24 protein-coding genes are annotated in these 22,695 nt (G+C 37.4%); 9 read left to right on the top strand and 15 right to left on the bottom strand.

Going from position 1 to position 22,695, the window contains the following annotated elements:
* Positions 1–279: 279 nt before the first annotated feature.
* The 6 genes from Q0Y84_RS08915 to Q0Y84_RS08890 form a co-directional block, all read right to left on the bottom strand.
* Positions 280–1,098 (bottom strand): Cof-type HAD-IIB family hydrolase, encoded by an 819-nt coding sequence (locus Q0Y84_RS08915; RefSeq protein WP_297952839.1) that lies wholly within the window; start codon positions 1,096–1,098, stop codon positions 280–282.
* A gap of 106 nt (positions 1,099–1,204) precedes the next feature.
* The gene (locus tag Q0Y84_RS08910; protein WP_297952837.1) at positions 1,205–1,405 is read right to left on the bottom strand and encodes a histidine phosphatase family protein; all 201 of its coding nucleotides are present in this window, start codon (positions 1,403–1,405) and stop codon (positions 1,205–1,207) included.
* Between the two features lie 105 nt (positions 1,406–1,510).
* Positions 1,511–1,789: a phosphoglycerate mutase family protein gene (locus tag Q0Y84_RS08905; protein WP_297952834.1), complete on the bottom strand. Its 279-nt coding sequence runs from the start codon at positions 1,787–1,789 to the stop codon at positions 1,511–1,513.
* A gap of 10 nt (positions 1,790–1,799) precedes the next feature.
* Positions 1,800–3,725: a TetM/TetW/TetO/TetS family tetracycline resistance ribosomal protection protein gene (locus tag Q0Y84_RS08900; RefSeq protein ID WP_297952833.1), complete on the bottom strand. Its 1,926-nt coding sequence runs from the start codon at positions 3,723–3,725 to the stop codon at positions 1,800–1,802.
* 232 nt (positions 3,726–3,957) lie between these two features.
* Positions 3,958–4,815: an aldo/keto reductase gene (locus tag Q0Y84_RS08895; protein ID WP_297952845.1), complete on the bottom strand. Its 858-nt coding sequence runs from the start codon at positions 4,813–4,815 to the stop codon at positions 3,958–3,960.
* 100 nt (positions 4,816–4,915) lie between these two features.
* The gene (locus Q0Y84_RS08890; protein ID WP_297952831.1) at positions 4,916–5,623 is read right to left on the bottom strand and encodes a YjjG family noncanonical pyrimidine nucleotidase; all 708 of its coding nucleotides are present in this window, start codon (positions 5,621–5,623) and stop codon (positions 4,916–4,918) included.
* Between the two features lie 368 nt (positions 5,624–5,991).
* On the opposite strand from Q0Y84_RS08890, the gene trpX reads away from it, so the two are divergent.
* The 4 genes from trpX to Q0Y84_RS08870 all read left to right on the top strand — a co-directional run bounded on the left by trpX (position 5,992) and on the right by Q0Y84_RS08870 (position 9,307).
* Positions 5,992–6,984, top strand: a complete 993-nt coding sequence (gene trpX / locus Q0Y84_RS08885) for a tryptophan ABC transporter substrate-binding protein (protein WP_297952829.1) — start codon at positions 5,992–5,994, stop codon at positions 6,982–6,984.
* Positions 6,981–7,877, top strand: a complete 897-nt coding sequence (locus Q0Y84_RS08880; protein WP_060463855.1) for an ABC transporter permease — start codon at positions 6,981–6,983, stop codon at positions 7,875–7,877. The genes trpX and Q0Y84_RS08880 overlap by 4 nt, the downstream gene beginning before the upstream one ends.
* Entirely contained in the window at positions 7,874–8,635 is a 762-nt protein-coding gene (locus Q0Y84_RS08875) for an ATP-binding cassette domain-containing protein (RefSeq protein WP_005720621.1), read from the top strand. The genes Q0Y84_RS08880 and Q0Y84_RS08875 overlap by 4 nt, the downstream gene beginning before the upstream one ends.
* A gap of 315 nt (positions 8,636–8,950) precedes the next feature.
* Complete coding sequence (locus Q0Y84_RS08870; protein WP_031267035.1) at positions 8,951–9,307, top strand: hypothetical protein; 357 nt, start codon at positions 8,951–8,953, stop codon at positions 9,305–9,307.
* A 114-nt stretch (positions 9,308–9,421) separates the two neighbouring features.
* Here the strand turns inward: Q0Y84_RS08870 and Q0Y84_RS08865 are convergent, their stop codons facing one another.
* From Q0Y84_RS08865 to Q0Y84_RS08840, 6 genes are all read right to left on the bottom strand, one after another.
* Positions 9,422–10,261, bottom strand: coding sequence for an SLAP domain-containing protein (locus tag Q0Y84_RS08865; protein ID WP_297952825.1), 840 nt, complete (start codon positions 10,259–10,261; stop codon positions 9,422–9,424).
* Positions 10,262–10,377: 116 nt separating this feature from the next.
* Complete coding sequence (locus Q0Y84_RS08860; protein ID WP_297952823.1) at positions 10,378–10,557, bottom strand: hypothetical protein; 180 nt, start codon at positions 10,555–10,557, stop codon at positions 10,378–10,380.
* A gap of 243 nt (positions 10,558–10,800) precedes the next feature.
* Positions 10,801–10,989: a hypothetical protein gene (locus Q0Y84_RS08855; RefSeq protein ID WP_297952821.1), complete on the bottom strand. Its 189-nt coding sequence runs from the start codon at positions 10,987–10,989 to the stop codon at positions 10,801–10,803.
* An 89-nt stretch (positions 10,990–11,078) separates the two neighbouring features.
* Entirely contained in the window at positions 11,079–12,284 is a 1,206-nt protein-coding gene (locus tag Q0Y84_RS08850) for an SLAP domain-containing protein (protein ID WP_297952819.1), read from the bottom strand.
* A gap of 113 nt (positions 12,285–12,397) precedes the next feature.
* Positions 12,398–13,363 carry a helveticin J family class III bacteriocin gene (locus Q0Y84_RS08845; RefSeq protein WP_297952817.1) on the bottom strand — a complete coding sequence of 322 codons (966 nt, stop codon included), beginning with the start codon at positions 13,361–13,363 and terminating at the stop codon, positions 12,398–12,400.
* A 32-nt stretch (positions 13,364–13,395) separates the two neighbouring features.
* Entirely contained in the window at positions 13,396–13,713 is a 318-nt protein-coding gene (locus Q0Y84_RS08840) for a helveticin (RefSeq protein ID WP_366791724.1), read from the bottom strand.
* A gap of 332 nt (positions 13,714–14,045) precedes the next feature.
* On the opposite strand from Q0Y84_RS08840, the gene Q0Y84_RS08835 reads away from it, so the two are divergent.
* Positions 14,046–14,399: a helix-turn-helix domain-containing protein gene (locus tag Q0Y84_RS08835; RefSeq protein ID WP_005729771.1), complete on the top strand. Its 354-nt coding sequence runs from the start codon at positions 14,046–14,048 to the stop codon at positions 14,397–14,399.
* Positions 14,383–14,859 carry a hypothetical protein gene (locus Q0Y84_RS08830; protein WP_297952811.1) on the top strand — a complete coding sequence of 159 codons (477 nt, stop codon included), beginning with the start codon at positions 14,383–14,385 and terminating at the stop codon, positions 14,857–14,859. The genes Q0Y84_RS08835 and Q0Y84_RS08830 overlap by 17 nt, the downstream gene beginning before the upstream one ends.
* A 37-nt stretch (positions 14,860–14,896) precedes the next feature.
* Here Q0Y84_RS08830 and Q0Y84_RS08825 read toward each other — a convergent pair whose 3' ends face one another.
* Complete coding sequence (locus tag Q0Y84_RS08825; protein ID WP_297952809.1) at positions 14,897–16,231, bottom strand: SLC45 family MFS transporter; 1,335 nt, start codon at positions 16,229–16,231, stop codon at positions 14,897–14,899.
* Positions 16,232–16,412: 181 nt separating this feature from the next.
* Between Q0Y84_RS08825 and Q0Y84_RS08820 the strand changes: the two genes are divergently transcribed.
* On the top strand, positions 16,413–16,595 hold the full coding sequence (locus tag Q0Y84_RS08820; RefSeq protein ID WP_297952807.1) for a hypothetical protein: 183 nt from the start codon (positions 16,413–16,415) through the stop codon (positions 16,593–16,595).
* Positions 16,596–16,627: 32 nt separating this feature from the next.
* On the opposite strand, the gene Q0Y84_RS08815 is transcribed toward Q0Y84_RS08820, so the two are convergent.
* Entirely contained in the window at positions 16,628–17,200 is a 573-nt protein-coding gene (locus Q0Y84_RS08815; protein WP_297952805.1) for an SGNH/GDSL hydrolase family protein, read from the bottom strand.
* Positions 17,200–18,234 (bottom strand): AI-2E family transporter, encoded by a 1,035-nt coding sequence (locus Q0Y84_RS08810; protein ID WP_297952803.1) that lies wholly within the window; start codon positions 18,232–18,234, stop codon positions 17,200–17,202. Before Q0Y84_RS08810 ends, Q0Y84_RS08815 begins: the two co-directional genes overlap by 1 nt.
* Positions 18,235–18,431: 197 nt before the next feature.
* On the opposite strand from Q0Y84_RS08810, the gene Q0Y84_RS08805 reads away from it, so the two are divergent.
* Together Q0Y84_RS08805 and nrdJ are read left to right on the top strand one after the other, a co-directional pair.
* The gene (locus Q0Y84_RS08805; protein WP_297952801.1) at positions 18,432–20,198 is read left to right on the top strand and encodes an oligopeptide ABC transporter substrate-binding protein; all 1,767 of its coding nucleotides are present in this window, start codon (positions 18,432–18,434) and stop codon (positions 20,196–20,198) included.
* A gap of 264 nt (positions 20,199–20,462) precedes the next feature.
* A complete protein-coding gene (gene nrdJ / locus Q0Y84_RS08800) occupies positions 20,463–22,694 on the top strand; it encodes a ribonucleoside-triphosphate reductase, adenosylcobalamin-dependent (protein WP_297952799.1) in 2,232 nt (743 codons plus the stop codon).
* Position 22,695: the final 1 nt, after the last annotated feature.

Below are 22,695 nucleotides of genomic sequence, written 5' to 3'. Positions count from 1 at the left end.
CCTACTTTGATTAAATAAATAATTAAAAAATCAATTTACGAGAAAGATCTATTTACACAAAAGATTTGACAGTTTCTCTTTCCTCCACTAACATCTAATAAAAAATAATTTTGTTAAATGTTAGTTTATTTTATAATATATTAAATGTCAATTACAATTTTAATATTTTTAACATAATTGTCACTTTGAATTATCATTTTTTAAAGTCACATTCTCATTACAAAAAAATAGTGAATCAATATCTCATCAGATAATCGATTCACTATTTAATTTGATTTTTTATTCAACATCTAAATACTTAGCCAAAATCTGCAACACACCATTGTCATCATTCGAAGGTGCCTCATACTTTGCTACCGCCTTAGTCTTCTCATTCGCATTCTTCATTGCATAGCTATAACCACAAGCTTTAAGCATATCAATATCGTTTTCGCCATCGCCAAAAGCAATTAAGTCCTTTTGTTCAATGCCATAATGCTTAAGCATCTCGGCGATCCCCGCAGCTTTATTAATCCCCTTATGCACCAAGTCAATTGTCATATTACCACTGCTAGTACCGCGAATACAGTCGCCATATTTTTTATTAAAACGATCCTGAATCTCTTGGGCTAATTCATCGTCAGCCGTTAAGCAAATCTTCAAGATAGCATCAGCTGGATCAATGTCAGTAAACTGATCAATTTCTTGAACATCACGATAATAGATTCGAATGTCATCTTTATCAACCTGAGCCATACTCTTTAATACGTAACAATGGTTCTGCGCACTAACCATGATAATTGCTTTAGGATATTCCGTTTGAATAAAATGTAATAATTTTTGGGCCGTGTCGTAATCAATCGCAATTCGCTTGAAGACTTTGCCATCGGCTTCTAGAATTGCGCCATTTTCAGAGACATAATCAATTTCATCCGCGAATTCACCAAAGTATTCATGAGACCGCAACAATTGATTTCCCGTTGCACAAATAAAAGGAATTTTCTTATCTTGTAATTTCCGTAAAACTTTTGCAAATAGCGCTTGATCAAAAGTTTTTTCTGATGTTAAAAAAGTACCATCTAAATCAACCGCTACTGCCTTAAAAGGTATTTGTGTCATCTTTTATCACCTTTCTATCACAGTTTTATCTTACTATGTAGGCGATTTTCTAGCAGTATTTCTCTAGCAAAATGAAATTTCTTTCACAACTAGTCAGATATTTCATTTATTTCAAGCCTTCGGCGGGATTAATGACGGCTTTTAAGGTGAATTTTTGACCATCATAAGTCAGGACTAGGACGCCACAATTGCCAAAATGTTTCACATGTAACAGAACTGATGCAGATAATTCTTTAACCAAAAAGTTCATTATTGTCCCTGCGTGAGAAACGATCAAGACATTTTTACCATCAGGAATATCTTGCAAAATCCCCGCACTGCTTGATCCATTCTTGTTTGGACTTCAGCTTCAGTTTCAACGCCAAATTGTTTAAAGAAATCGCCATACGGCGGCTTAGGGTTCAAGATTTCATCATGTGCTTCGAAACTTCCAAAAGCCATCTCTTTTTAAATTTTTATCACGTTTAAATGGCATTTGATGATTAGTAATTAATTCTAAAGTATCAGTTGCTTGATCAGAACTAGAAGAAAAAGCGTAATCAAACTTAATATTATGTTGGCGCAAGTATTCACCGATTGCTTGAGCCTGCTTCATTCCTAATGGTGTGAGCGGTGAATCAACGCGACCTTGAATTTTATGAAATAGATTGAAATATGTTTCACCATGCCGAATCAAATAAATATTTATCATAATTTTACCCCTAATCTAATGGATAAGTATAAGGGTATTGGGCCGCATCTGGCACCTGATCCCAAGTAACAGTATGTCCTGCTCCGTGCGAACAAAAAACAGAGTTAGGCGTATTTTCTAGATCAGAAACTGGATCGTAGTTCTTGGCTTTAATAATTTCACTGGCATTATGACAAGGCAAATAACCGCTAACGACGTATTCAAGATTACCTCCACCATGAGTATAATTGCGCACTTCTGCTGCATAATCTTGCATTTCAGCGACAGGTGCAGAACCAGTGATAACTGTACGATCGCCAATATTTTCAGGTGTACTAAATTTACCATGCATGTACTGAATATCATTTAATGCACGACCCACTTGGTCTTGACCCACTTCTAGGCAGAAGTCATACCATGGTTCTAGCAAAACAGTTTGCTGGCGCAATTTTTCTTCCATCAAGCCCTGCCGCACAGCACGATAAGTTGCTTCTCGAAAATCACCACCAACTGAGTGGACAATCGATCCTTTACCGCCAATTAAAGTAATCTTCATGTCAGTAATTGGCGCAGCGGTCAAAACACCAAGGTGTTCCTTAGACTTGAGGGCAGTCATAATCTGATGTTGCCAATTCTTGGTTAAAACTTCTAAGCTGCACTTATTTTCAAAAATAATCCCGCTATTGCGCGCTAAAGGTTCCAGTAATAAGTGTACTTCAGAATAGTGACGTAGCGGTTCAAAGTGTCCAACTGCTTCAATAGGAGCAGTAATGGTTTCCTGATAAAGAATGCTGCCTTGTTCAAAAGCAACATTTAAAGCAAAACGCTCCTGCATTAACTGTTCCAAAATTTCTAATTGGATTTTACCCATTACTTGCACATGAATTCCTTGTAAATGCTCCGACCAAGAAACATGCAATTGCGGATTTTCATCTTCTAATGTTTGCAACGCCTTTAAACAAGCATGAAGATCACTAGCTTGAGGATCAACCTTATAAGTTAAAACTGGCTTAAGCAGGGCGTTTTGTGCATCCCCAATGCCAAATCCCTGCCCTGGATAAGTTGAACTCAGCCCAGTAGCCGCAACAATTTCACCTGCACCCACTTCTGTAATCGTAGAAAATTTTTCACCATTATAACTGCGCAACTGATTGATTTTTTCATCATTTAACTCAGTCTTAGCCTTTAGCTTGTCACCTAAAATTCGCAACCAAGTTAACCGCTCGCCCTTGGCATCATGCGAAATCTTAAAACAGCGCGCCGCAAACTCATTAGTAAATTTTCTTTCCTTAGTCCACTTAGCAAAGCCAGCTAAAAATTCTTTAATGCCCGTCAACTTTAGAGCAGAACCAAAATAAACTGGAAAAACCTTTCTTTGCGCAACCGCCGTTTGCACGTCATCATCCGAAATAGCCCCGCTATCTAAATATTTTTCAAGCAGTGTATCATCGGTCGCAGCAATATTTTCATAAAAATCATTGTCTAATGTCGAAAAATCAATGCAATTCTGAGTTAAATTTTTCTGAAGATCAGCCAAGGCCTTGGCTTGATCGGCGCCAACAGTATCGATCTTGTTAACAAAAATAAAAACCGGCACTTGGTATCGCTCAAGCAAATGCCACAAAGTCCTGGCATAACTGGTCACGCCGTCAGCAATTGAAATAACCAAAACAGCATAATCAAGCACGCTCAAAGTTTCTTCCGTTTGTGCACTAAAGTCGACGTGCCCCGGTGTATCAAGCAGCGTAATTTCTAAATCATCAGTCGTTAATTTTGCTTCATGAGAAAAAATAGTAATTCCCCGTTTTTTCTCTAGTTGATCTGTATCTAAAAATGCATCCCCATTATCCACTCTACCTAATGTCCGCAAGTTGCCTGCTGTATATAGCAGTGCTTCAGATAGAGTAGTTTTGCCCGCGTCAACATGAGCTACAATTCCTGTTGTAATTTTCTTCATTTTTTCACCTAATAAAAAAGCTCTGCATAAGCAGAGCCACCGCGCGTTTGCAAGTTATCGTCTTGCTACGCATGCATCCATGATCATTGGACACGACAATTTTCCTTTTCTGCGTTCTATTGCATGAACCTCATTTAGTTCTTCACGAACTAAATAACTTACTTGATAAATAATTATCATCCATAGATGTGACCAGAGTCATCGGCAGTTGTATAGTCGATGGCTTTTTATCTTAGAAATTAACCTTGTCTGGATCATTAGCCAAATTGCTTGCTCCACGCAAGCCATCAAGCTTCTTCATATCTTCTGGACTAATCTCAAAGTCAAAGACATCGCTATTAGCCTCAATATACTTAGGGTGTACGGACTTAGGAAGTGGCAAAAAGCCATGTTGCAAGGACCAGCGAATCAAAACTTGGGCTGGTGATTTACCATAGTTTTCAGCAACTGCATTAACTACTTCATTACCCAATAAACCACCTGTACCTAGAGGACTGTATGCCTCATTAAGCAAATCATATTCCTTACTTGCTGCAGTAACTTCCGGTTGCAAATCACTTGGATTCAAATAATTTTGGTTAACAACTGGTTTGACTTCCGCAGTTTTCATTAATTCATCCAAGTGCTTCTTTCTAAAATTAGAAACACCGATTGCCCGAATCTTGCCAGCTTGAACAGCTTCTTCCATTGCTTGCCAGCTTTCAGCATTTAATTCTGCCCAATGGTCACGCATCTTAGCAGGATTTGGCCAGTGGATCAAGTACAAGTCGAGATAATCTAAGCCCAGCTTTTCAAGACTGGTATCAATCGCCTTCTTAGTCTTGTCATAGCCGTGATCAGCATTCCACAACTTGGTGGTAACAAACAATTCATGACGGTTAACACCACTACGCTTAATTGCTTCGCCAACACTTTCTTCATTGCCATAAGCTGCAGCAGTATCAATATGACGATAGCCAGCGTTCAACGCAGCTAAAACTGATTCCTTAGCTACTTCACCGCTTGGAGTTTGCCATGTACCGAAGCCAATTACAGGGATTTCTACGCCATTGTTCAAAGTATATGTATCTGTTGGTGAATATAATTCCATCTTTTCTTCTTTCTTAATTAATCTACACGACATATTTTATTCTCACTAAGCTAATCTTAAACTATTGCGCAGATACCAAGAGAATAATATGCCTGAAAAATTAGTACTTCTTCTCAAAATCATTGTGCATTAATTCAACTAGTTCAGGATATGTTTCGACTTCAAACTGGGGATGCAAATTCAAAGTGTTCTTACGATGACGGTGATTATACCAGATACTATCAAAACCATATTTTTTGGCTCCTAAAATATCTGATTGCAAGCCATCGCCGAAAAAGACAGTATCATTTGGCCCAATTTCTGTACGGCTAAAGAAATAATCAAAAGCATGAACATTGGGCTTAGAATAATGGGCTTCTTCTGAAGTAACGATCAAATCGAAATAATCTTTTACGCCAGCAAGTTCTAGCCGGTGATTTTGCATAAATTTTTCACCATTGCTTAAAATCGTTAATTTATACCCCTGCTTTTTAGCAAATTTCAAAGTATCTTCTACACCAGGCAACAGTTTATGAGCTTCACCAAAGTATGAGCGATATTCATCCATCGTCTTTTGGCCATCAATTTCAATTCCAAAATGATCCAGGATAAAATCATGAAAAGTCATCTCGCTTAATTGCTCATAAGTAAGCTCACCTTGCTCCAAACGCCGCCAGAGCCCTTGATTATAAGCATGATATTGCCGCTGCAATTCGGGCGTAAGTTGCCAGTGATTAACTTTGAAAAGGCTATGTAAGGCAAAATCTTCAGTTGCCGCAAAATCAATGATTGTATCATCCACATCAAAAATAATTTGTTTGTAACGCAAGCTAGTCATCCCTTTTTATTTTAGTTGAGAAGTTAATTATAGCATGGTCCTTGATCAGCTCCTTGGTTTACACACACAGAAATTCTATCAAAAATAATTTGACATCTCTAACAGAATTACTTAGAATTTATCCAACAAGTATTTTGAACGAAAGGAAGATTTTACCATGACTAAATTTACAGTAATCAATCGTTGGCAATTCCAGCACTAGAGTTGTTTCTGTTCGTAAAGTACAGATGCGACTCATTCATCGCATCTGTGCTGGTAAATCTTCAAGAAATATTACCCGCACAGCAAAAGAGTGTGCGGGTTTTGTTTTAGGCATTTCCCAAAAAAGGAAGTGCCTTTTTTGTTTGAAGGAGTAAAAAATGAAAAGATTAATCGGAACAATTATTGCTCTTTTTGCTTTTCTGGCAGTTGCATTTGTCAGTGAAGTAAATAAGAAAAATGCGGAAAAGAAAACGCCAACTGTCGGTATCTTGCAAACAATGAGCCACCCCGCTCTAGATCAGATCCATCGAGGAATTATTCAAGGGCTTAAGGATGAAGGCTACGTCAAAGGCAAAAATCTTAAAATTGATTTTCAAAATGCTCAAGGCGACCAAAGTAATCTAAAGTCAATGAGCGATCGTTTTAGTCAAGAAAATGCTGCGGTAACTATTGGGATTGCTACGCCGGCTGTGCAATCTTTAGCCAATACTGCTGGCAACACTCCCGTCATCATGGGCGCAGTCAGTGATCCACTTGGTGCTCATTTAGTTAAAAGTCTAGCTCATCCCGGCGGCAAAATTACTGGTGTCCAAGACCGCCAACCAATCGCCAGCCAGCTGGCCTTAATGCAAGAAATCTTACCTAAAGCCAAAAACATCGGTGTCATTTACACCTCAAGTGATGATTCATCAGCATCAGAGTACCGTGAATTCAGACGACTAGCTGAAGCAAAAGGACTTAAAGTTATCCCTTACACTATCACTTCAACCAATGATATCGAACAAGTTGCCCAAACCATGTTAGGCAAGGTTCAAGCAGTTTATGTCCCAACCGACAATACTGTAGCTAGTGGAATTGCCACCTTACTTAAGGCAACTAACAGTGCCAAGATCCCAGTTTTTCCTGCTGCCGATACTATGGTTAAAAGTGGTGGTCTCGCTACCAGGTGTGTCGGTCAATTCGACATGGGAATCTTAACTGGAAAAATGGCAGGACAAATTTTACATGGTAAAAACCCTGCTACTCTTCCCGTCAAGCGCGTAACCCATTATGAAACAGTAATCAATGAAAAAATAGCTCGTGAATTAAACATCACTATTCCGAATAGTGTAGTTCAAGCGGCACAAAAGAAAGGACGGATTATCAAATGAGCTTAATTACTTCATCAATTGGTCAAGGTTTGCTCTGGGGCGTTCTAGCCTTAGGCCTCTACCTAACTTTTAGAATTTTAAATTTCCCAGACATGACTGTTGAGGGAACCTTCCCCTTCGGTGCCGCAATTTGTGTTAGTGCGTTAGTTCATGGCGTCAATCCTTTAGCAGCTACCATTCTTTCCTTCTTCGCTGGCATGGTCACTGGCTTAGTCACTGGCTTACTGTATACTAAAGGAAAAATCCCTGTTCTTTTAGCTGGTATTTTAACGATGACCGGTGTCTACTCAGTTAATCTTAGAATTCTAGGCAAGGCTAATGTAGGTTTACTTAACAAAAATACTTTACTAAACGGTCAGCTTTTACAAAAATTACCGATCAATTTTCCTACTATTGTTGTTGGTTTGATCATTGCCATTATCGTCATTGTTTTGCTAGCAGTTTTTCTAGATACTGACCTTGGTCAAGCCTTTATTGCCACTGGTGACAACGAAAAAATGGCTCAATCACTTGGGATCAATACCGATAATATGAAAATCTTAGGTCTAATGCTTTCTAATGGCTTGATCGGCTTAGCTGGTGGATTATTAGCCCAAAACGGTGGCTACGCTGACGTTAATATGGGTATTGGTACTATGGTTATCGGACTAGCTGCCATCATTATTGGTGAAGTCGTTTATGGTAATTTAAGTTTAACCGCCCGCTTGGTAGCAGTTGTTATCGGCAGTATTATTTATCGCCTTATCTTACTCCTAGTCCTCCAACTTGGCTTTAGTACCAACGACTTTAAATTGATTTCCGCTATTATTCTTGCTATTTGCATGATGCTTCCATTATTTGAACAAAAATTCCGCACTCGTAAGTTATTAAAGAAAGGCGTTGAAAAACCATGAGTACTATTCTTGATTTACAAAATATTACCACTACCGTTAATGCTGGTACCAATGAAGAAAAGCAAATCCTCAAAAATATTAATCTAAAACTTGAAGATGGAGATTTTGTTACTCTTTTAGGAACCAACGGTGCTGGTAAATCAACGCTACTAAATATTATCAATGGCTCTATTTTTCCTACTAGCGGAAAAATTCTGCTCAAAGACCAAGATTTAACCAATCTTTCTGAAGTAAAACGCGCTAAATATATTGCCCAAGTATTCCAAGATCCTAAAATGGGTACAGCTCCGCGAATGACTGTTGCAGAAAACCTATTACTTGCAACCAAACGAGGTGAACACCGCGGTCTGCGTTTAAGAGGCCTAGATAAACATATGCAAGAATTTAAACGCCAGGCGGCCCAACTCCCTAATGGGTTAAATGAACGCTTAAATACTTTTGTGGGTAATCTTTCTGGTGGTCAGCGACAAACATTAAGTTTTTTAATGGCGACAATTAAGCGCCCTGATTTACTCTTACTAGATGAGCATACTGCGGCGTTAGATCCAAATACTAGCCGCGAATTGCTTGAACTAACTGATAAAGTTGTGCAAGAAGAGCATTTAACCTGTGTCATGATCACTCACCAATTAAAAGACGCAATCAAATACGGAAACCGCACTATCATTTTAAACAATGGTAGAATCGTTTTTGATGTCAAAGGCGACGACAAAAAACGCCTAACTGAGGAGGATATTCTGCAATACTTCACAGATTAGAACGTTATTTTAGGATTATAAGTTAAGAGTGAACGACAGCTATAATATGAACACTGTGAATTTGCGGATTTTCTTATTATAATAAGAGCCGAGGTCATCGTTAAGGGACTTATACCAAAAATCTCCGCAGTTATTCAAAATGAATAGCTGTTTTTTTCTGCCCTTTTTACGAAATTCCGTAAAACGTTATTCTAGTAACATTTACCCAGTAAAAATATTTTCCTAAAAAATGTACTTTTCCCCTTGCGTTATATAATAAGAATTGTACGGAATGAGGAACGAAAAGTTCCAGTAGATAAGTGATAAGAGGTATTCATTATGTTATCAAAGAAAATGATTAAGGTTGTTTCAGTTGTCGTTGCTTCAATGGGTTTAATGAGCGTTGGTGCTTCAGTTAGTCAAGCTGCTAGTTTTGAAGCTCCTAAGCTTGGAACTGCACAAGTTATGCCAACCGATCCTTCAATCAAGAAGGGTGACAAGATTTTTGTTACTGTTAAAGACACCAAAAATCAAAAAGTTAACGTTTTGAATGCTCAAGGTCACAAAACTACTCAAAAAGTTTCTATGGGTTCAACCTACACTGCCAAAGATGTCAAAAAGGCTGATGGCAAGAAGATCGTTAAGATCAACAAGAGCCAATGGTTGAACATTAAGGATGTTGTAAAAGACTAATTCTTCTAGATCAAAAAATAAACAATTTACTAATGAATATCCAAAAAGAGAACCCTGCTCAACGGAACAGGATTCTCTTTTTGCTTAATTTGACATTTTAACTGAAATTAAAATTTATTTGTTGTAATATTGCTCTAACAACTGTTTCTCAGGATCAACATCAATTGAATAAATCCAATTATTAGTACCTTTAATATGATAAATAGCCTGATTTCCATTGAATGATGCTATTTTGGCTGCTACCATGTCAGCTCTTTTGCCATATTCTAGCCGATCAACTGTAAACTTAGTACCATTTGGAACTCTTTTTACAATTACAGCCTTATTCTCAGCAGTAGTATTTTCATCAAAAGTAAATATTGGTGCTGTCTTCTTATATGTGCTTCTAACATGAACTGTTACTATAGTTTCTTTGGCATAGTGCCTATTTACATCAGTTGATCCTGAAGCAGTATTGCTTTTAATTACTGAACTTAAGTTAGCTGCTTTAACATATTGCTTGCTTGGGCCGCCTATTCTAAAGTAACTTTTTCCATCTTTAAATTTGTAAGAACTACCATATGTAGTAATAGTTTCACCTTTATTTAATTTTCGTCTTCCGTTAAAAGAAGTGCGTTTAGTAGAGCTACTATAAATATAAGTGTTATGAGTAATTTTTCGTGTTACGCCATCGATATTTGTAGGCTTTATATATAAGTATTTACCAGTTACTTTGTAATATTGTTGGTCATTAATACGGACAGGAATCTGGTCAACGTTAATAACTTTATATGGATAAAGTTTTATGCCCGAGTTCCTACCATTTGTATCATAACCAATTGCAGTATGCATAATAGTTTTTCTAATTGAAGTGCCTGCGGCCCATACTTCATTAGGTTGAGTAGTACCAACCGTTAAAGGTGTAACGGCTATCAACGCTGCTACAGAGATTAATGTAATTTTATTTTTCTTCATCATAATCATCCTTTTCAAATCTCTACACCGCAATTATATGCTTCCAAGCCAATGAAAACATTAAAAAGAAGCCCATTAAGTGAAATGGACTTCTACTTTTGATATTTTCTTTTAATTTATTTTTTCAATGCCGTTGCCTCAGCTTCTGCTGCTGTGTTTGAAGGGGTTAATGTCAAAACTATATTAACAAATTTAACGTCACTAGCTTTAACATAGGCATCATTACCGACATCAATTTGATCAACGTTACCTGTAGCATAGAACTTAGTACCAACTAGATGATAAAATAATTCCACCTTGTTTTACAATTTTTGCGCCATTATGGTTCTGCATGGTACCGTCAGCATTATACACATCAGTATCCTTGATGAACTTGATATAACCATAATGTTCATGATTATAATCATGCTTTACTAATTTCTTATCTGCAGTTACATCAATAGCTAAAAGCCAAGTATCTGTACCTTTTATTCTGTATAAGCCAGCATTAGCTGCAGTTGATGGAAAATGATCAGCAAACGGAGTAACTTCTAGTCTATCTACAACAAACTTTGTACCAGCTTTGAGATTCTTTTTAATCGCTTGCCTTGATTATCGTAAACATTTACACCATAAATATTTTTTACGGTAACGGTTGCCTCCTCGACATTAGCATTAGTAGAGTTGGTTGGATTTGATTCAGTATTAGTACTAATAACTGGGCCTAAATTATATGATCTAATACGCATGGTGCTAGTTAAATCGTTCTATAGGTTTCATTAGTTCCAATCAACACCACACTTGAAAGCAAAGATAGCTAGCTGTGCTAATTGCTTGCCTATTTGATAATAGCCTTTTTGCTATTTGCTTCATATGTAGCCTTGGCTTGTTCTGGTGTGTTTGATGGTGATAACTTAACGCTCTTGTCTTCAAAAGAAACATCACTAGCCTTAACATATGCACCTTTATCATAAATATTTGTACTTGCAGCAATTTCATGCGATGCATATTGAATATAACTTATTTCATAACCAATAATGAATGGTGAGAGATGGTAAAATTCTTCAGCTTTATTTTCACTTGGTACCCAGATGTAAACTAACTTATCAACTTTCCAAGTTATAGAGTTCTTCTTCATCTTAGCATTTAATGAAACTCCGTTTTCGTTATATAAATCTGCGGCATTTTGGAATCTAACTAGACTGAATTTTTCATTATCATAGTAGTGCGCTGGAATATCTTTTGAAACCTTAACACCCATTGAGTAAATCCAATTATCTGTACCCTTAATGCGATAAATAGCTTGTGCTCCACCAAATTGACCAATGAAGTTTGCTACTTTATCAGCACGAGCTCCTGTTTCTTTACGATCTACGACAAACTTTTCACCATCATTAGCATCCTTAACTCTCACTACATTACCTGACTGATCAAATGTAATGATTGGTGTTTTAGTATCATCTACAGTAACTGTAGTTTCATCAGCATTTTTTTGCGTAGTGATTGAAGTTGAATTATTAGTATTTTCACCGCTTGCTGGTATATTACTACTAATGATTGGTCCCAAGTTGTATGACTTAACATATTGCTTACGCGGTCCACCTACACGGAAGTAATGCTTACCATTCTTGAACTTATATGAGCCACCATAAGTCGTAATAGTTTCGCCCTTATACAACTTCCATCGGCCATTGTATGAAGTTCTACCTGTTGAGGTGCGATAAATGTAGGTATTGTGAGTGATTTTACGCTTAACCCCATCAATATTAGTTACTTTGATATATTCATCTTTATCGGTAACTTTGTAATATTGATCTCCATTTATAGTTACTGGTTTTGGATCTACATGAACACTACCATAAACGTAATATTTATGACCGGTACTATTTCCATCTTTATCATACGCAAGTGCATTGTGCATGACTGTCTTAATAACTGAATTTTCTGCTGCTTGTACTTTTTCATTCATATTAATTACAATAATTGGACTAGCACACATCAATGCAGCCATTGAAATCGCGGTTATTTTTCTATTTATCTTCATAATAAATCTTTCCTTTTACTATTAATCTCATAGTTATTATACTCCCAATCACTCAAATTAATAAAAAAGACATTAAACATGTCTAAAATGTTTAATGTCTTAAAACTATATTTTTATTCGTTCCAGCTTACCTCATAGATCTTGTTAGAAACGGTCTTGTTCTTACCGCCAACAGTCTTGTGATATGCCACAGTTAAGTAGCAGTGATTTTCATTAAGGATTTGAATACCTTCAAGTTCAGTATGCATACCTTGACCGTAAATGTTGATTACTGAATTATTATCTAAATCAATTTGTAACCAACTTGAAGTATCCGTTCTGGCAAAAGTTGGAATCTTAAAAATGTTCTTAGTGTAATATTTATGTCCGACAGTATCAGGTGATTCTTGACTTGATACATAAATATTACCTTCGTTATCAAGATCATAACCTTGAACAGATGAATTAACAGCACTATAAAATCCTGCTACAACAAAACTCTCTAAGCATGAAAGACCATCAAGACTTACATAATCATTATTGTATTCTGCGCTATCAAGTTTATCGTTGATCAAGTTATTATCATAGATTGTAAAGTAACCATTACCCCAATTATCCATTGTTGCTAACAGAAACTTAGAATAATCTGGTGATACAGCAGCTTCCGCACGCTTCATATCATCACCTGCATAAGTTGAACCATCTGGCTTCAACAAACCACCTGCACGGTTTAAATATGCTAAACGTGGCATATCAGTATTTGAGTAAAATACTCTGCCAAGAGGACTAATATTAACCCTAGCGATTTGCTTGTCCCACTTTGGACCTGGCTTAGTGCCTACAAACCATTTACCAGATCTTCCTGAATATTCCCAGGTTTGAGTATGACCGCCAGCACTACCATACATAGTAACTACAGGCGTAGTTACATTGCCTGCATAACCGCGCAAAACGTGAATTTCCTTTTGATTATTGCGCAATTGTTCTGCATAAATATACTTTGAACCTACATTACCCTTTTGTGCTACTGCCATGTAGCCAGTGTTCAAGTCAGCTGTATGACTTGTTGAAATATTTGTTGCTTGTCTCATATCAACCATAATAAAACCTCCGAAAAATTTAAAAATTATTACTACTTATCCTGAGTTTGCTCATTCATCTGCTTAGCTACTTCCGCAAAAATGTCCTGCACTTCCTGCCTATTCAGCTTGAAGCCTTTTGCCTCAAGACTGTTCACTACTGCATTGCCAACGCGATTAATCTTCTGTTCGTCAGAAAGATTTTCCTTGTCGTACAAATTAACATAGCTTTTCATCAAGTTATCTGCAGTGTTACGGAATTGCTCCAAGCGCTTGTTCTTGAAATGAACCCTGCTCAAGATGCCAATACCTACTACGCTAATTACCCATAAAGCTAGAGTAATCAGCTCAACGTAATCATGAATATCCATGATTAAATAAATCACCTCTCTTTTGATCAAATGATCAGAGGGGGTTAACGAATGTCCATTGGACTTCACCTCTGTTTGATAATGTTCAACAAGCAGGCTTAATTTAAGTATTGACATATTAATCATTGACCAAAATACGTCAATATACTACAATAAAGGTATAAAAAACAGACTAGTGCCATTGATTCCACTACCACACAGAATTTTTCTGGTCATTAGATTGTTTTTAACTTGTTGACAGTTCATATAATATGCTTATACGAATACTATGTCAAGTAAAAATACGCTTTTTAGCGTACTTTTTTTATTTAGAAAGTGAAGAAAACCTCGTCATGATTGAGTTTGAGCGTACAAAAGAATTAGCGAAAAAAAGAAAAATGTCTTTACTAGAAGTAAATGACAAGGCAGGCTTAGGCAAAAGAAGTATCTACAATTGGAAAACCAGAAAACCGGGGATTATGGCCTTAGGTGCAGTTGCTAAGGTTTTGCATACATCAATAGACTATTTAAGTGGCATTACCGATGACCCTGCTCCACGTTTGCAGGACACTGTGAATTTGGAAGATGAGGTACCCTATTCATACTATGGTCATCCTGTTCCTAAAGAATATCTTGACATGGTCCGAGAACTCATGAAGAGAGACATCAAAGAGAGAGAAGCTAGAAAACATGGCAGTGGACAATAACTATAGAAAAAATCAACTAATCACGTATTTATTTAATTATGCTTATGAGCATGATATTGGTTACGTCTTTTTTGAATCAGATCCCAATAATCCCTCTCTTTCATTTAAAAATGAGCGAGAAATCTGTATCAACATGAATTGGCACCACCATTCACCGGAAGTACCATTTACAGTTGCTCATGAAATTGGGCATATCATGGATGGCAGGCCCAACTTAAAACAATATAATTGTTGTCTTGATTATGGCGGCCTTGATGACGAAGAAAGAGATGCCGATATTTATGGATTGCATCTGATCTATCAATACTCTTGCGGACAAGAAGATAATTTCTATGACCCAATTGCATTCGTCCAATCTTATGCAATCCCTGAAAGAATGATCAAAGAAACCTACAAAATGTTCAAAGACGAAGGCGAATTTTTCTACATAGATAAATCACAAAACACACTACATGCATAATTGCACATTGTAGTGTGTTTTTTAATGAGAAGATATTCTATTTTACGTAGGTTTCCTTAATTGCTAAAACTGATAAAGCGCCTAAGAAGCCTGAAATACCAGTGATTAACATCATAGCTGGCATAGAATTGCCGACCATTGGGAAAATTAAAAAACTGAGCAGTGATGCCACAATTTGAGGTAAGCAGATTGAGCAATTGAATAAACCTAAGTAAGTTCCCATGTGCTTACCTGATAAGGCGTTAGATACCATGGTTAATGGATAGGTATTCATTCCGGCCCAGCTGATACCAATCAAGATAAATGATAAAATCAAAAGACTTTGTGAATGAATCAAGAAGATTGAAGTGTAACCTACCCCACCTAAGAATAAACTAAGGCCATAACCTAATTTATGGTGATTGTTTGGCACCTTAGCTAAAACATAGGACCAAATTACCGCCGCAATTGATTGCACTGCAGTCAAAACACCAAACCAGTTACCGGCAATCTGGTAGCCAGCAGAAGAAGCGTTGGTGGTATGCCAAACATTTTGCGCAATCGCACCAGTGGCGTAAGTTGATAAATACTGGAATGAAATCCAGCAGAAGAATTGTACTAAGGATACTTGCCAGAAGACCTTTGGCGCCTTCTTTAACAATTCAATCCAGCCGCCACCTTCTTTATTGTCGGATTCTTTAATCCCGTGGTAGCGTGCATATGTTTCTGGATCATATTCGTGTACTCTAAAAATAGTAAAGAGTGAAGTAATTACTAAAACAGCAGCACCAACGTAGAATGAAATAACTACTGATTGTGGTACCACACCCCTTTTAGCAGTATTGGCTACACCCAAACTAGTTAATAAAAATGGGAAAAAGGCCGCAATTACCGCACCAAAGTTGGACAACATGCTTTGAATCCCGTAAGCGTATGACTTTTGTTTATCATTAACCATATCACCGATCATCATCTTAAATGGCTGCATTGCCATGTTCGATGCCACATCCAAAACGGCAATGGCTACAGCACCAAAAATTAATGCTTCAACAGAGCCATAACCTAAACCAAAACTACCAACATTTGGCAAGATAATCATGGTAATTACCGCAAAGATCATTCCGATCAATAAGTATGGCAATCTTCGACCGATTTTTGGAATCCAGGTCCGATCGGATAATGACCCAATCCCTGGCTGAACTACTAAGCCAGCAAGTGGCGGCAAAATAAAGAACCAGCCTAGTTTAGTTGGATCAGCACCCAATGTTTGGAAGATTCGACTCATTTGTGACGTTTCCAAGGTAAAGGCAATCTGAACGCCTAAATACCCTAAGCTAATCATCCAAATTGTCGTACTAGCTAATGTGGGTAATCCTGTATTTTTATCCTCCATTTTAACTTCCCTCTCTTTTTAAATCGCTTTCAATAGTTAAAATATAGCGGTTACAGAAAGAGCTTTCAATACATTTTTACCTGTTACCGGTAACTAATTTTTCTAAAATTTAGGTATTCTATTTACTCATCGTCATTATTTGGTAGTAAAATAGCTTCTATAGTTTATGGAGGTATTGATTATGCTTTCGTTATTATTAACATTACTTTTGCTCTGGCTTTTCTTTAAATTAGGAATTGGCCTCATCAAAGTAATCGGCTTTTTATTAGTTGCCGGAATTATGTTTTTCTTTTTTACCTATTTGTTGCTTCCTTTCCTAGCCATTGTGCTAGCCGGAAGCCTGCTCTGGGCCACATTAAAATAAACAAAGAAAGGATCGCAAATGTGCGATCCTTTTTACATACTTTTCAAATTTTCAGCAATTAATTTTCCTAAAATTTCGTACCCGCGATCACCAAAATGAAGACCATCATTTTTTATGCCGCGACAGATTTTGCTTAAATCACCAGCATCTTGCATAGCTTGAGCTAAATCCGCATAACGAAAACGATATTCATGCGCCACTTCTGCCATAATTTGCGTATATTCCACAACTAATGTGTTATTGCGCACACGCTGCTTGTCTTCATCTACTGCTGGCGGTGAAATTAACAGAACGTGATTGGGATAATACTGGCAAATTATTGCCGAAGAAATAAGTTCCATATTTTGCTTAAATTGCCTTGCCGGTACCTGCTTATGCATGGCTAAATCATTGGTACCAAGCAGGATTACTAAATTATCACATTGCTTTGCGCTCAACACTAATTCGTTTAATCTGGCGAAAAAGGCCCCGGAATTAATTCCCGAAACAGCCGTATTTTCTATTTCAATCTCCGGCAAAAATTGACGCAAATTCCAATTAAGATGCGGTTCATTTTTTCCTTCTTGGCGTGCAATAATACTATCGCCTGTCAAAAGTACTCTCATTATTCACTCGCTTTCTTTTTACTTTTCTTCGCTGACTTAATTCCTAAAATATCAAGCAAGAAGGTAAAGATCGGCACACCAACAATCAAGCCCCAAGTGCCCCAGAAATGTTCTGCCACTAATAAAACTAAAAAAGTATAGAAGATCGGCAATTCGGTCTTGCTGGCCATAAATTTAGGATTTAACACATAGGCTTCAATGGCATGAATAATTATGATCATAATAAAGATATAAATCACATAACGGATACCGCCAACAGAATAGCCAATAATGCTTAGCGGAATCAAAGAAATGATCACGCCGGCTACCGGAACTAAACTCAAAATAAAGACCATTAAGCCCAGGGCGATGATTTGCGGCATATGCATAAATGCCAAGCCAATCATTGTTAGTGCAGTATTACAAATGGCAATAAAGAATTGTGCTTCTAGGACTACACCGAAGGTATTGGTAAACTTTTTACCAAAATAGCGAATATCCTCAAAAAGCCATTTAAAGTATCCACTTTTAACAAATAGATTTGAGAATTCGACCATTTTATTTAATTCAATCGTATAGAAGAAACTTAAAATCAAGGACATGAAAGTAGCGATGGTTAGACTACCGAAATTGGTTACCGTATGCAGGGCAAAGGTCCCTACTCGCTTAGCTTGCGTCACAATCTCACCTTTACTAATATAACGCGTTATATAACTAGCTAAACGCGATGATTCATTTGATTCATAAAACGCCATCACTGATTTTACCATTTTAGATATTTGACCAACTAACATGGGCAAATAAATAGTAACCACGAAATAAAGCAGCGCCAGAATAATTAAATATGTTACCGCAACAATTAATCCTGTCGGCATTTTAGGAAAATACCGCTGCACTAGATGAATTAAATGCACAATCACATATGTAAAAATAAAAGTTAATAAGACCGTGTTCATCATAGCCCGCATTTCATAAAGGCAGGTAATAATTAATAGCAGTACCACAAATCGACGTAATGGAATATTATTTTTAAATTTTTGCCAGGCTGTATCCATCTTTTCCCCCAACTATAAAAAGCCGTTGCCCCTTTTATTTTATGCCTAATCCTAAAATAATGAAAACAAATCTTAAGTATAAGAATAATCAAAAATGATATTTTTCATATTCTTATTTGTTTTTATATTGTTTTTTTAATTTTAATATCATAAAATAAAAATCACATAATTTTACTTTATTTGGAGGTGTGCTTTTTATGAAAAAAGCAACGAGATATTTTAGTACGTTAGCACTTGTTTCTGGGGCAGCTTTAAGTTTGGTTGCCTGCGGTAATAATAAAAATTCAAAGAATAATAATGCAGATGAAACACATCACAAATTCAGTCAAACTGTTCCTGTGAAAAGTGTTAAAAAAGGTGGCACTTTAAATTATGCTATCGAATCTGATAGTCCCTTCACTGGTATTTTCTTGCCAGAATTATCTGATACCGTCACTGATACTGAAGTTGCAGAGCCTGGACAGGAACCTTTATTCCAAACTGATGACCAATACAAGATCAACAACGAAGGATCAGCTACCTTTAAGTTAGATCGTAAAGCTAAGACTGTAACGATTGAAATGAAGAAAGGCGTCAAATGGTCTGATGGTAAACAAGTTACCGCCAAGGATGTGGAATATGCTTACGAGATTATTGCTAATAAAGACTCTAAGTCACAACGTTACACTGATTCACTAGCAAATATTGTTGGTTTAGCTGAATGCCACAATGGCAAAAGCAAAAAAATCTCTGGTATTGAAATGCCTGATGGTGAAAACGGTCGTAAAGTCGTAATCCACTTCAAGCAAGTGAAACCAGGTATGCTTCAGTCAGGTAACGGCTACTTCTGGGAATACGCTGAACCTTATCACTACTTAAAAGATGTACCATTTTCTAAATTAATGTCTAGTGATAAAGTCAGAAAGAATCCTCTCTTCTATGGTCCATTCCGTGTAGACAAACTTGTTCGCGGTCAATCTGTTACTTGGGAACGCAATCCTTACTACTGGCGTGGTACGCCAAAATTAGAAAAGGTTACCATGTCAGTTATCGGTACTAACTCTGTTACCCAAGCCATCAAGAGTCACAAGTTTGACGTTGCTGGCGTCGTTAATACCCAATGGGAAGATGTTAAGAATGCCACTGACACTAACTTTATCGGCAATGTACCTCTATCTTATAGCTACTTAGGCTTTAAGGTAGGTAAATGGGATAAGAAGGCTGGCAAAAACGTTGAAAACAAGAACTCTAAGATGAATAATCTATCATTGCGTAAAGCTATGGCTTATGCCATGAATGTTGATGCAGTTGCTAAACGTTACTACCACGGCTTGGCCTTCCGCGTTAACACTTTGATCCCTGAACAATTCGGCAACTATACTGATAAGTCAATCAAGGGTTACCCTTACAATTTAAAGAAGGCCAACGAATTGTTAGACAAGGCTGGCTACAAGAAGAAGGGCGAATATCGCACTCAACCTAACGGCAAGAAATTAGTAATTAATTTAGCTGTAAGAAACAATTCAACTACTGCTGAACCTGTTTGGCGTAACTACATCCAACAATGGAAGAAGGTTGGCTTAGACGTTAAGTTTGTTGGTGGTCGTCCAATGGAATTCAACAACTGGGTTCAAGCAGTTCAATCTGACGATCCAAAAATTGATGTCTTCGAAGGCGGTTGGCAGCTTTCAAGTGAACCTTCTCCTAACGATCTTTACAACGTTGCTGCACCATACAACCTTGCGCGTTTTGTTTCACCTAAACAGACCAAACTTTTAGCTGATATCGACTCAGAAAAAGCCTTTAATCCTACTTACCGTGCTAATGCCTTCAAGAAGTGGCAAAAGTGGATGTATGATGAAGCATATGTTGTACCTACTACCAACCAATACTCTGTAACTGCTGTTAACAAGAAGATCTCTGGTTGGTCACTTAAGCCAAGTGCAGTTGTAACTAAGTGGTATAACGCTGGCTTTATAAAATAATTTTTTAAACAATCCTTTTTTCGATAACAATCTAAATCTACTTTTAAATTCTCATCAATTAATCTCAGAATATTCAGTAGCAAATTTGCTGCTGAATATTTTTTATTTTTCTTAACCCCTATTACTAACCTAAATTGTAGAATGCAAATCTCTTTTACGTGAAAATTTTCAATGTATAACACAACATATTGTGGTATGCTCGTAAATGTATTCATAGATAATGTGTTTTGTGAAACAATAATAACTTTTAGGAGTGAGTTTTTTATGCCTACCATAAGAATTAAACTGGATCCTGACTTCATCGATTCAGTGAAACAAAAAGTTAAACCTCATTGGGGAGAATTAGGTTGGGTTACCTACAAGAGAACTTATGCCCGCTGGCTTCCTGACCAAAATAGAGCCGAGAATTGGGATGAAACTGTCAAACGAGTTATTGAAGGCAATATTAATCTTGATCCTCGTTTACAAGATAATCCGTCTGCCGATGTAATCGCAGAATTGACTACTGAAGCACAAAAGCTATTTCGTTTAGTCTATGGCTTAGCTGCGACTCCATCTGGTCGTAATCTTTGGATTTCAGGTACTGATTATCAAAAACGTAACGGTGATTCTTTAAACAATTGTTGGTTCATCGCCATCCGTCCTCAAAATTACGGCGATAGTCATATTGTTCCCGATTATCTTGATCCTGCGCAAAAAGCCGTTTCAATGCCTTTCTCCTTCTTATTTGATCAATTAATGAAAGGCGGCGGCGTTGGTTTCTCAGTGGTCAACGAAAATATTGCTCAAATTCCTCCAATCGATCATAAAGTAGATTTAGCCGTAGTTATCGACAAAAGAAGCGCCTCTTACGCTGCTTCTCTTAAAGTCGGTGCTATTGATAAAGACGAATGGGAGAAGCAAAACAATGACGATGACACAATTTATTACAAATTGCCTGATACACGTGAAGGCTGGGTCTTAGCTAATGCTCGTTTAATCGACATGCACTTTAACGCTACTAACCCAGATCACAAGACCAAATTGGTACTTGATATTTCAGATATTCGTCCTTACGGTGCTAAGATTCACGGCTTTGGCGGTACTGCTTCAGGACCTATGCCCTTAGTCGAAATGCTCATCGATATCAACAATGTCATTAATGCGCGCGTCGGCAGTAGATTAACCGCTGTTGATGGGACCGATATTTGTAACTTAATTGGCAAAACTGTAGTTGCTGGCAATGTGCGCCGCTCAGCTGAATTAGCCTTAGGCTCTAGTGACAACCAAGACTTTATCAAGATGAAGCAAGATAAAGAAAAGCTTTACCACCACCGCTGGGCTTCTAACAATAGCGTGGCCATTAATTCTAAATTTAATAATTATGGTCCGATCGCCGACGGAATTTTACACAACGGTGAGCCTGGAATCGTCAACCTTGATCTTTCACGCAATTATGGTCGAATTGCGGATGGCTACCAAGCTGGAATTGACGAGAGTGTTGAAGGAACCAATCCTTGTGGCGAAATTTCTTTAGCTAATGGTGAGCCATGTAATCTCTTCGAAGTTTTCCCTTATGTCGCAGAACAAGAAGGCTGGGATCTTAAGGAAGCCTTTGCCTTGGCTGCTCGGTATACTAAGCGAGTTACCTTCAGCTCTTACGATTGGGAAATCTCACGCAAAATTATTCATAAGAATCGCCGAATTGGGGTTTCAATGTCAGGAATTCAAGACTGGATTTTAAATGACCTCGGTCACCGCGTCGTCACTGACTTTGAAAATGCAGTTGATGAAGAAAGTGGTCAAGAGATCAAAAAGCCAATCTATGACCCACAAGCAATTAAGCGAGCTAATGATTTATACCAAGCTGTAGTTAATGCAGATAAGGCTTACAGCCAAGAATTAGGTTGCAACGAGTCGATCAAGCACACTACTGTTAAGCCTTCAGGTACGGTAGCTAAGTTAGCTGGAGTGAGCGAAGGGATGCATTTCCACTATGCTGGCTATTTAATTCAACGGATTCGTTTCCAAGCTAGCGATCCCCTTTTACCAGCATTAAAAGAATGCGGTTATCACACTGAGCCAGATATTTACACACCAAATACAATCTGTGTTGAATTTCCGCTTCGTGCCGCTCACGCTGATAGTAAAAACTTCGCTTCAGCCGGAACGGTTTCTATTGCAGAGCAATTCGCAACCCAAGCATTTTTGCAAACTTATTGGTCAGACAATGCTGTCAGCTGTACCGTTACTTTTCAAAGTGACGAAAGCAATCAGATAGCCTCACTGCTTTACCAATACCGCCATACTATTAAGTCAACTTCATTATTGCCTTATTATGGTGGCTCACTTAAGCAAGCTCCTAAAGAACCAATCGATAAAAAGACTTACGAAGAAAGAACCGCTTTAATTACTGCCAATGTTGAAGAAGTCTTTACTAAACAAAATGATGATCAAAAAGGCTTAGAACTAGTCGACCAATCAGATTGTGCCGGCGGTGCTTGCCCAATTAAGTAAA

The organism is uncultured Lactobacillus sp., from assembly GCF_947367125.1.
Taxonomy (GTDB): Bacteria; Bacillota; Bacilli; order Lactobacillales; family Lactobacillaceae; genus Lactobacillus.
The sequence above is the reverse complement of the archived record's forward strand: the minus strand, read 5'-3'. Positions and strand labels throughout refer to the sequence as shown.

Coding starts and splice junctions, on each gene's coding strand:
- Q0Y84_RS08840 (WP_366791724.1), bottom strand. CDS start 13,713: ATGGATATTCATGATTACGTTGAGCTGATTACTCTAGCTTTATGGGTA.
- Q0Y84_RS08865 (WP_297952825.1), bottom strand. CDS start 10,261: ATGAAGAAAAATAAAATTACATTAATCTCTGTAGCAGCGTTGATAGCC.
- Q0Y84_RS08905 (WP_297952834.1), bottom strand. CDS start 1,789: ATGATAAATATTTATTTGATTCGGCATGGTGAAACATATTTCAATCTA.
- Q0Y84_RS08815 (WP_297952805.1), bottom strand. CDS start 17,200: ATGAGAGTACTTTTGACAGGCGATAGTATTATTGCACGCCAAGAAGGA.
- Q0Y84_RS08825 (WP_297952809.1), bottom strand. CDS start 16,231: ATGGAGGATAAAAATACAGGATTACCCACATTAGCTAGTACGACAATT.
- Q0Y84_RS08810 (WP_297952803.1), bottom strand. CDS start 18,234: ATGGATACAGCCTGGCAAAAATTTAAAAATAATATTCCATTACGTCGA.
- Q0Y84_RS08835 (WP_005729771.1), top strand. CDS start 14,046: ATGATTGAGTTTGAGCGTACAAAAGAATTAGCGAAAAAAAGAAAAATG.
- Q0Y84_RS08830 (WP_297952811.1), top strand. CDS start 14,383: ATGGCAGTGGACAATAACTATAGAAAAAATCAACTAATCACGTATTTA.
- Q0Y84_RS08875 (WP_005720621.1), top strand. CDS start 7,874: ATGAGTACTATTCTTGATTTACAAAATATTACCACTACCGTTAATGCT.
- Q0Y84_RS08805 (WP_297952801.1), top strand. CDS start 18,432: ATGAAAAAAGCAACGAGATATTTTAGTACGTTAGCACTTGTTTCTGGG.
- Q0Y84_RS08850 (WP_297952819.1), bottom strand. CDS start 12,284: ATGAAGATAAATAGAAAAATAACCGCGATTTCAATGGCTGCATTGATG.
- trpX (WP_297952829.1), top strand. CDS start 5,992: ATGAAAAGATTAATCGGAACAATTATTGCTCTTTTTGCTTTTCTGGCA.
- nrdJ (WP_297952799.1), top strand. CDS start 20,463: ATGCCTACCATAAGAATTAAACTGGATCCTGACTTCATCGATTCAGTG.
- Q0Y84_RS08855 (WP_297952821.1), bottom strand. CDS start 10,989: ATGCGTATTAGATCATATAATTTAGGCCCAGTTATTAGTACTAATACT.
- Q0Y84_RS08915 (WP_297952839.1), bottom strand. CDS start 1,098: ATGACACAAATACCTTTTAAGGCAGTAGCGGTTGATTTAGATGGTACT.
- Q0Y84_RS08895 (WP_297952845.1), bottom strand. CDS start 4,815: ATGGAATTATATTCACCAACAGATACATATACTTTGAACAATGGCGTA.
- Q0Y84_RS08880 (WP_060463855.1), top strand. CDS start 6,981: ATGAGCTTAATTACTTCATCAATTGGTCAAGGTTTGCTCTGGGGCGTT.
- Q0Y84_RS08820 (WP_297952807.1), top strand. CDS start 16,413: ATGCTTTCGTTATTATTAACATTACTTTTGCTCTGGCTTTTCTTTAAA.
- Q0Y84_RS08845 (WP_297952817.1), bottom strand. CDS start 13,363: ATGGTTGATATGAGACAAGCAACAAATATTTCAACAAGTCATACAGCT.
- Q0Y84_RS08900 (WP_297952833.1), bottom strand. CDS start 3,725: ATGAAGAAAATTACAACAGGAATTGTAGCTCATGTTGACGCGGGCAAA.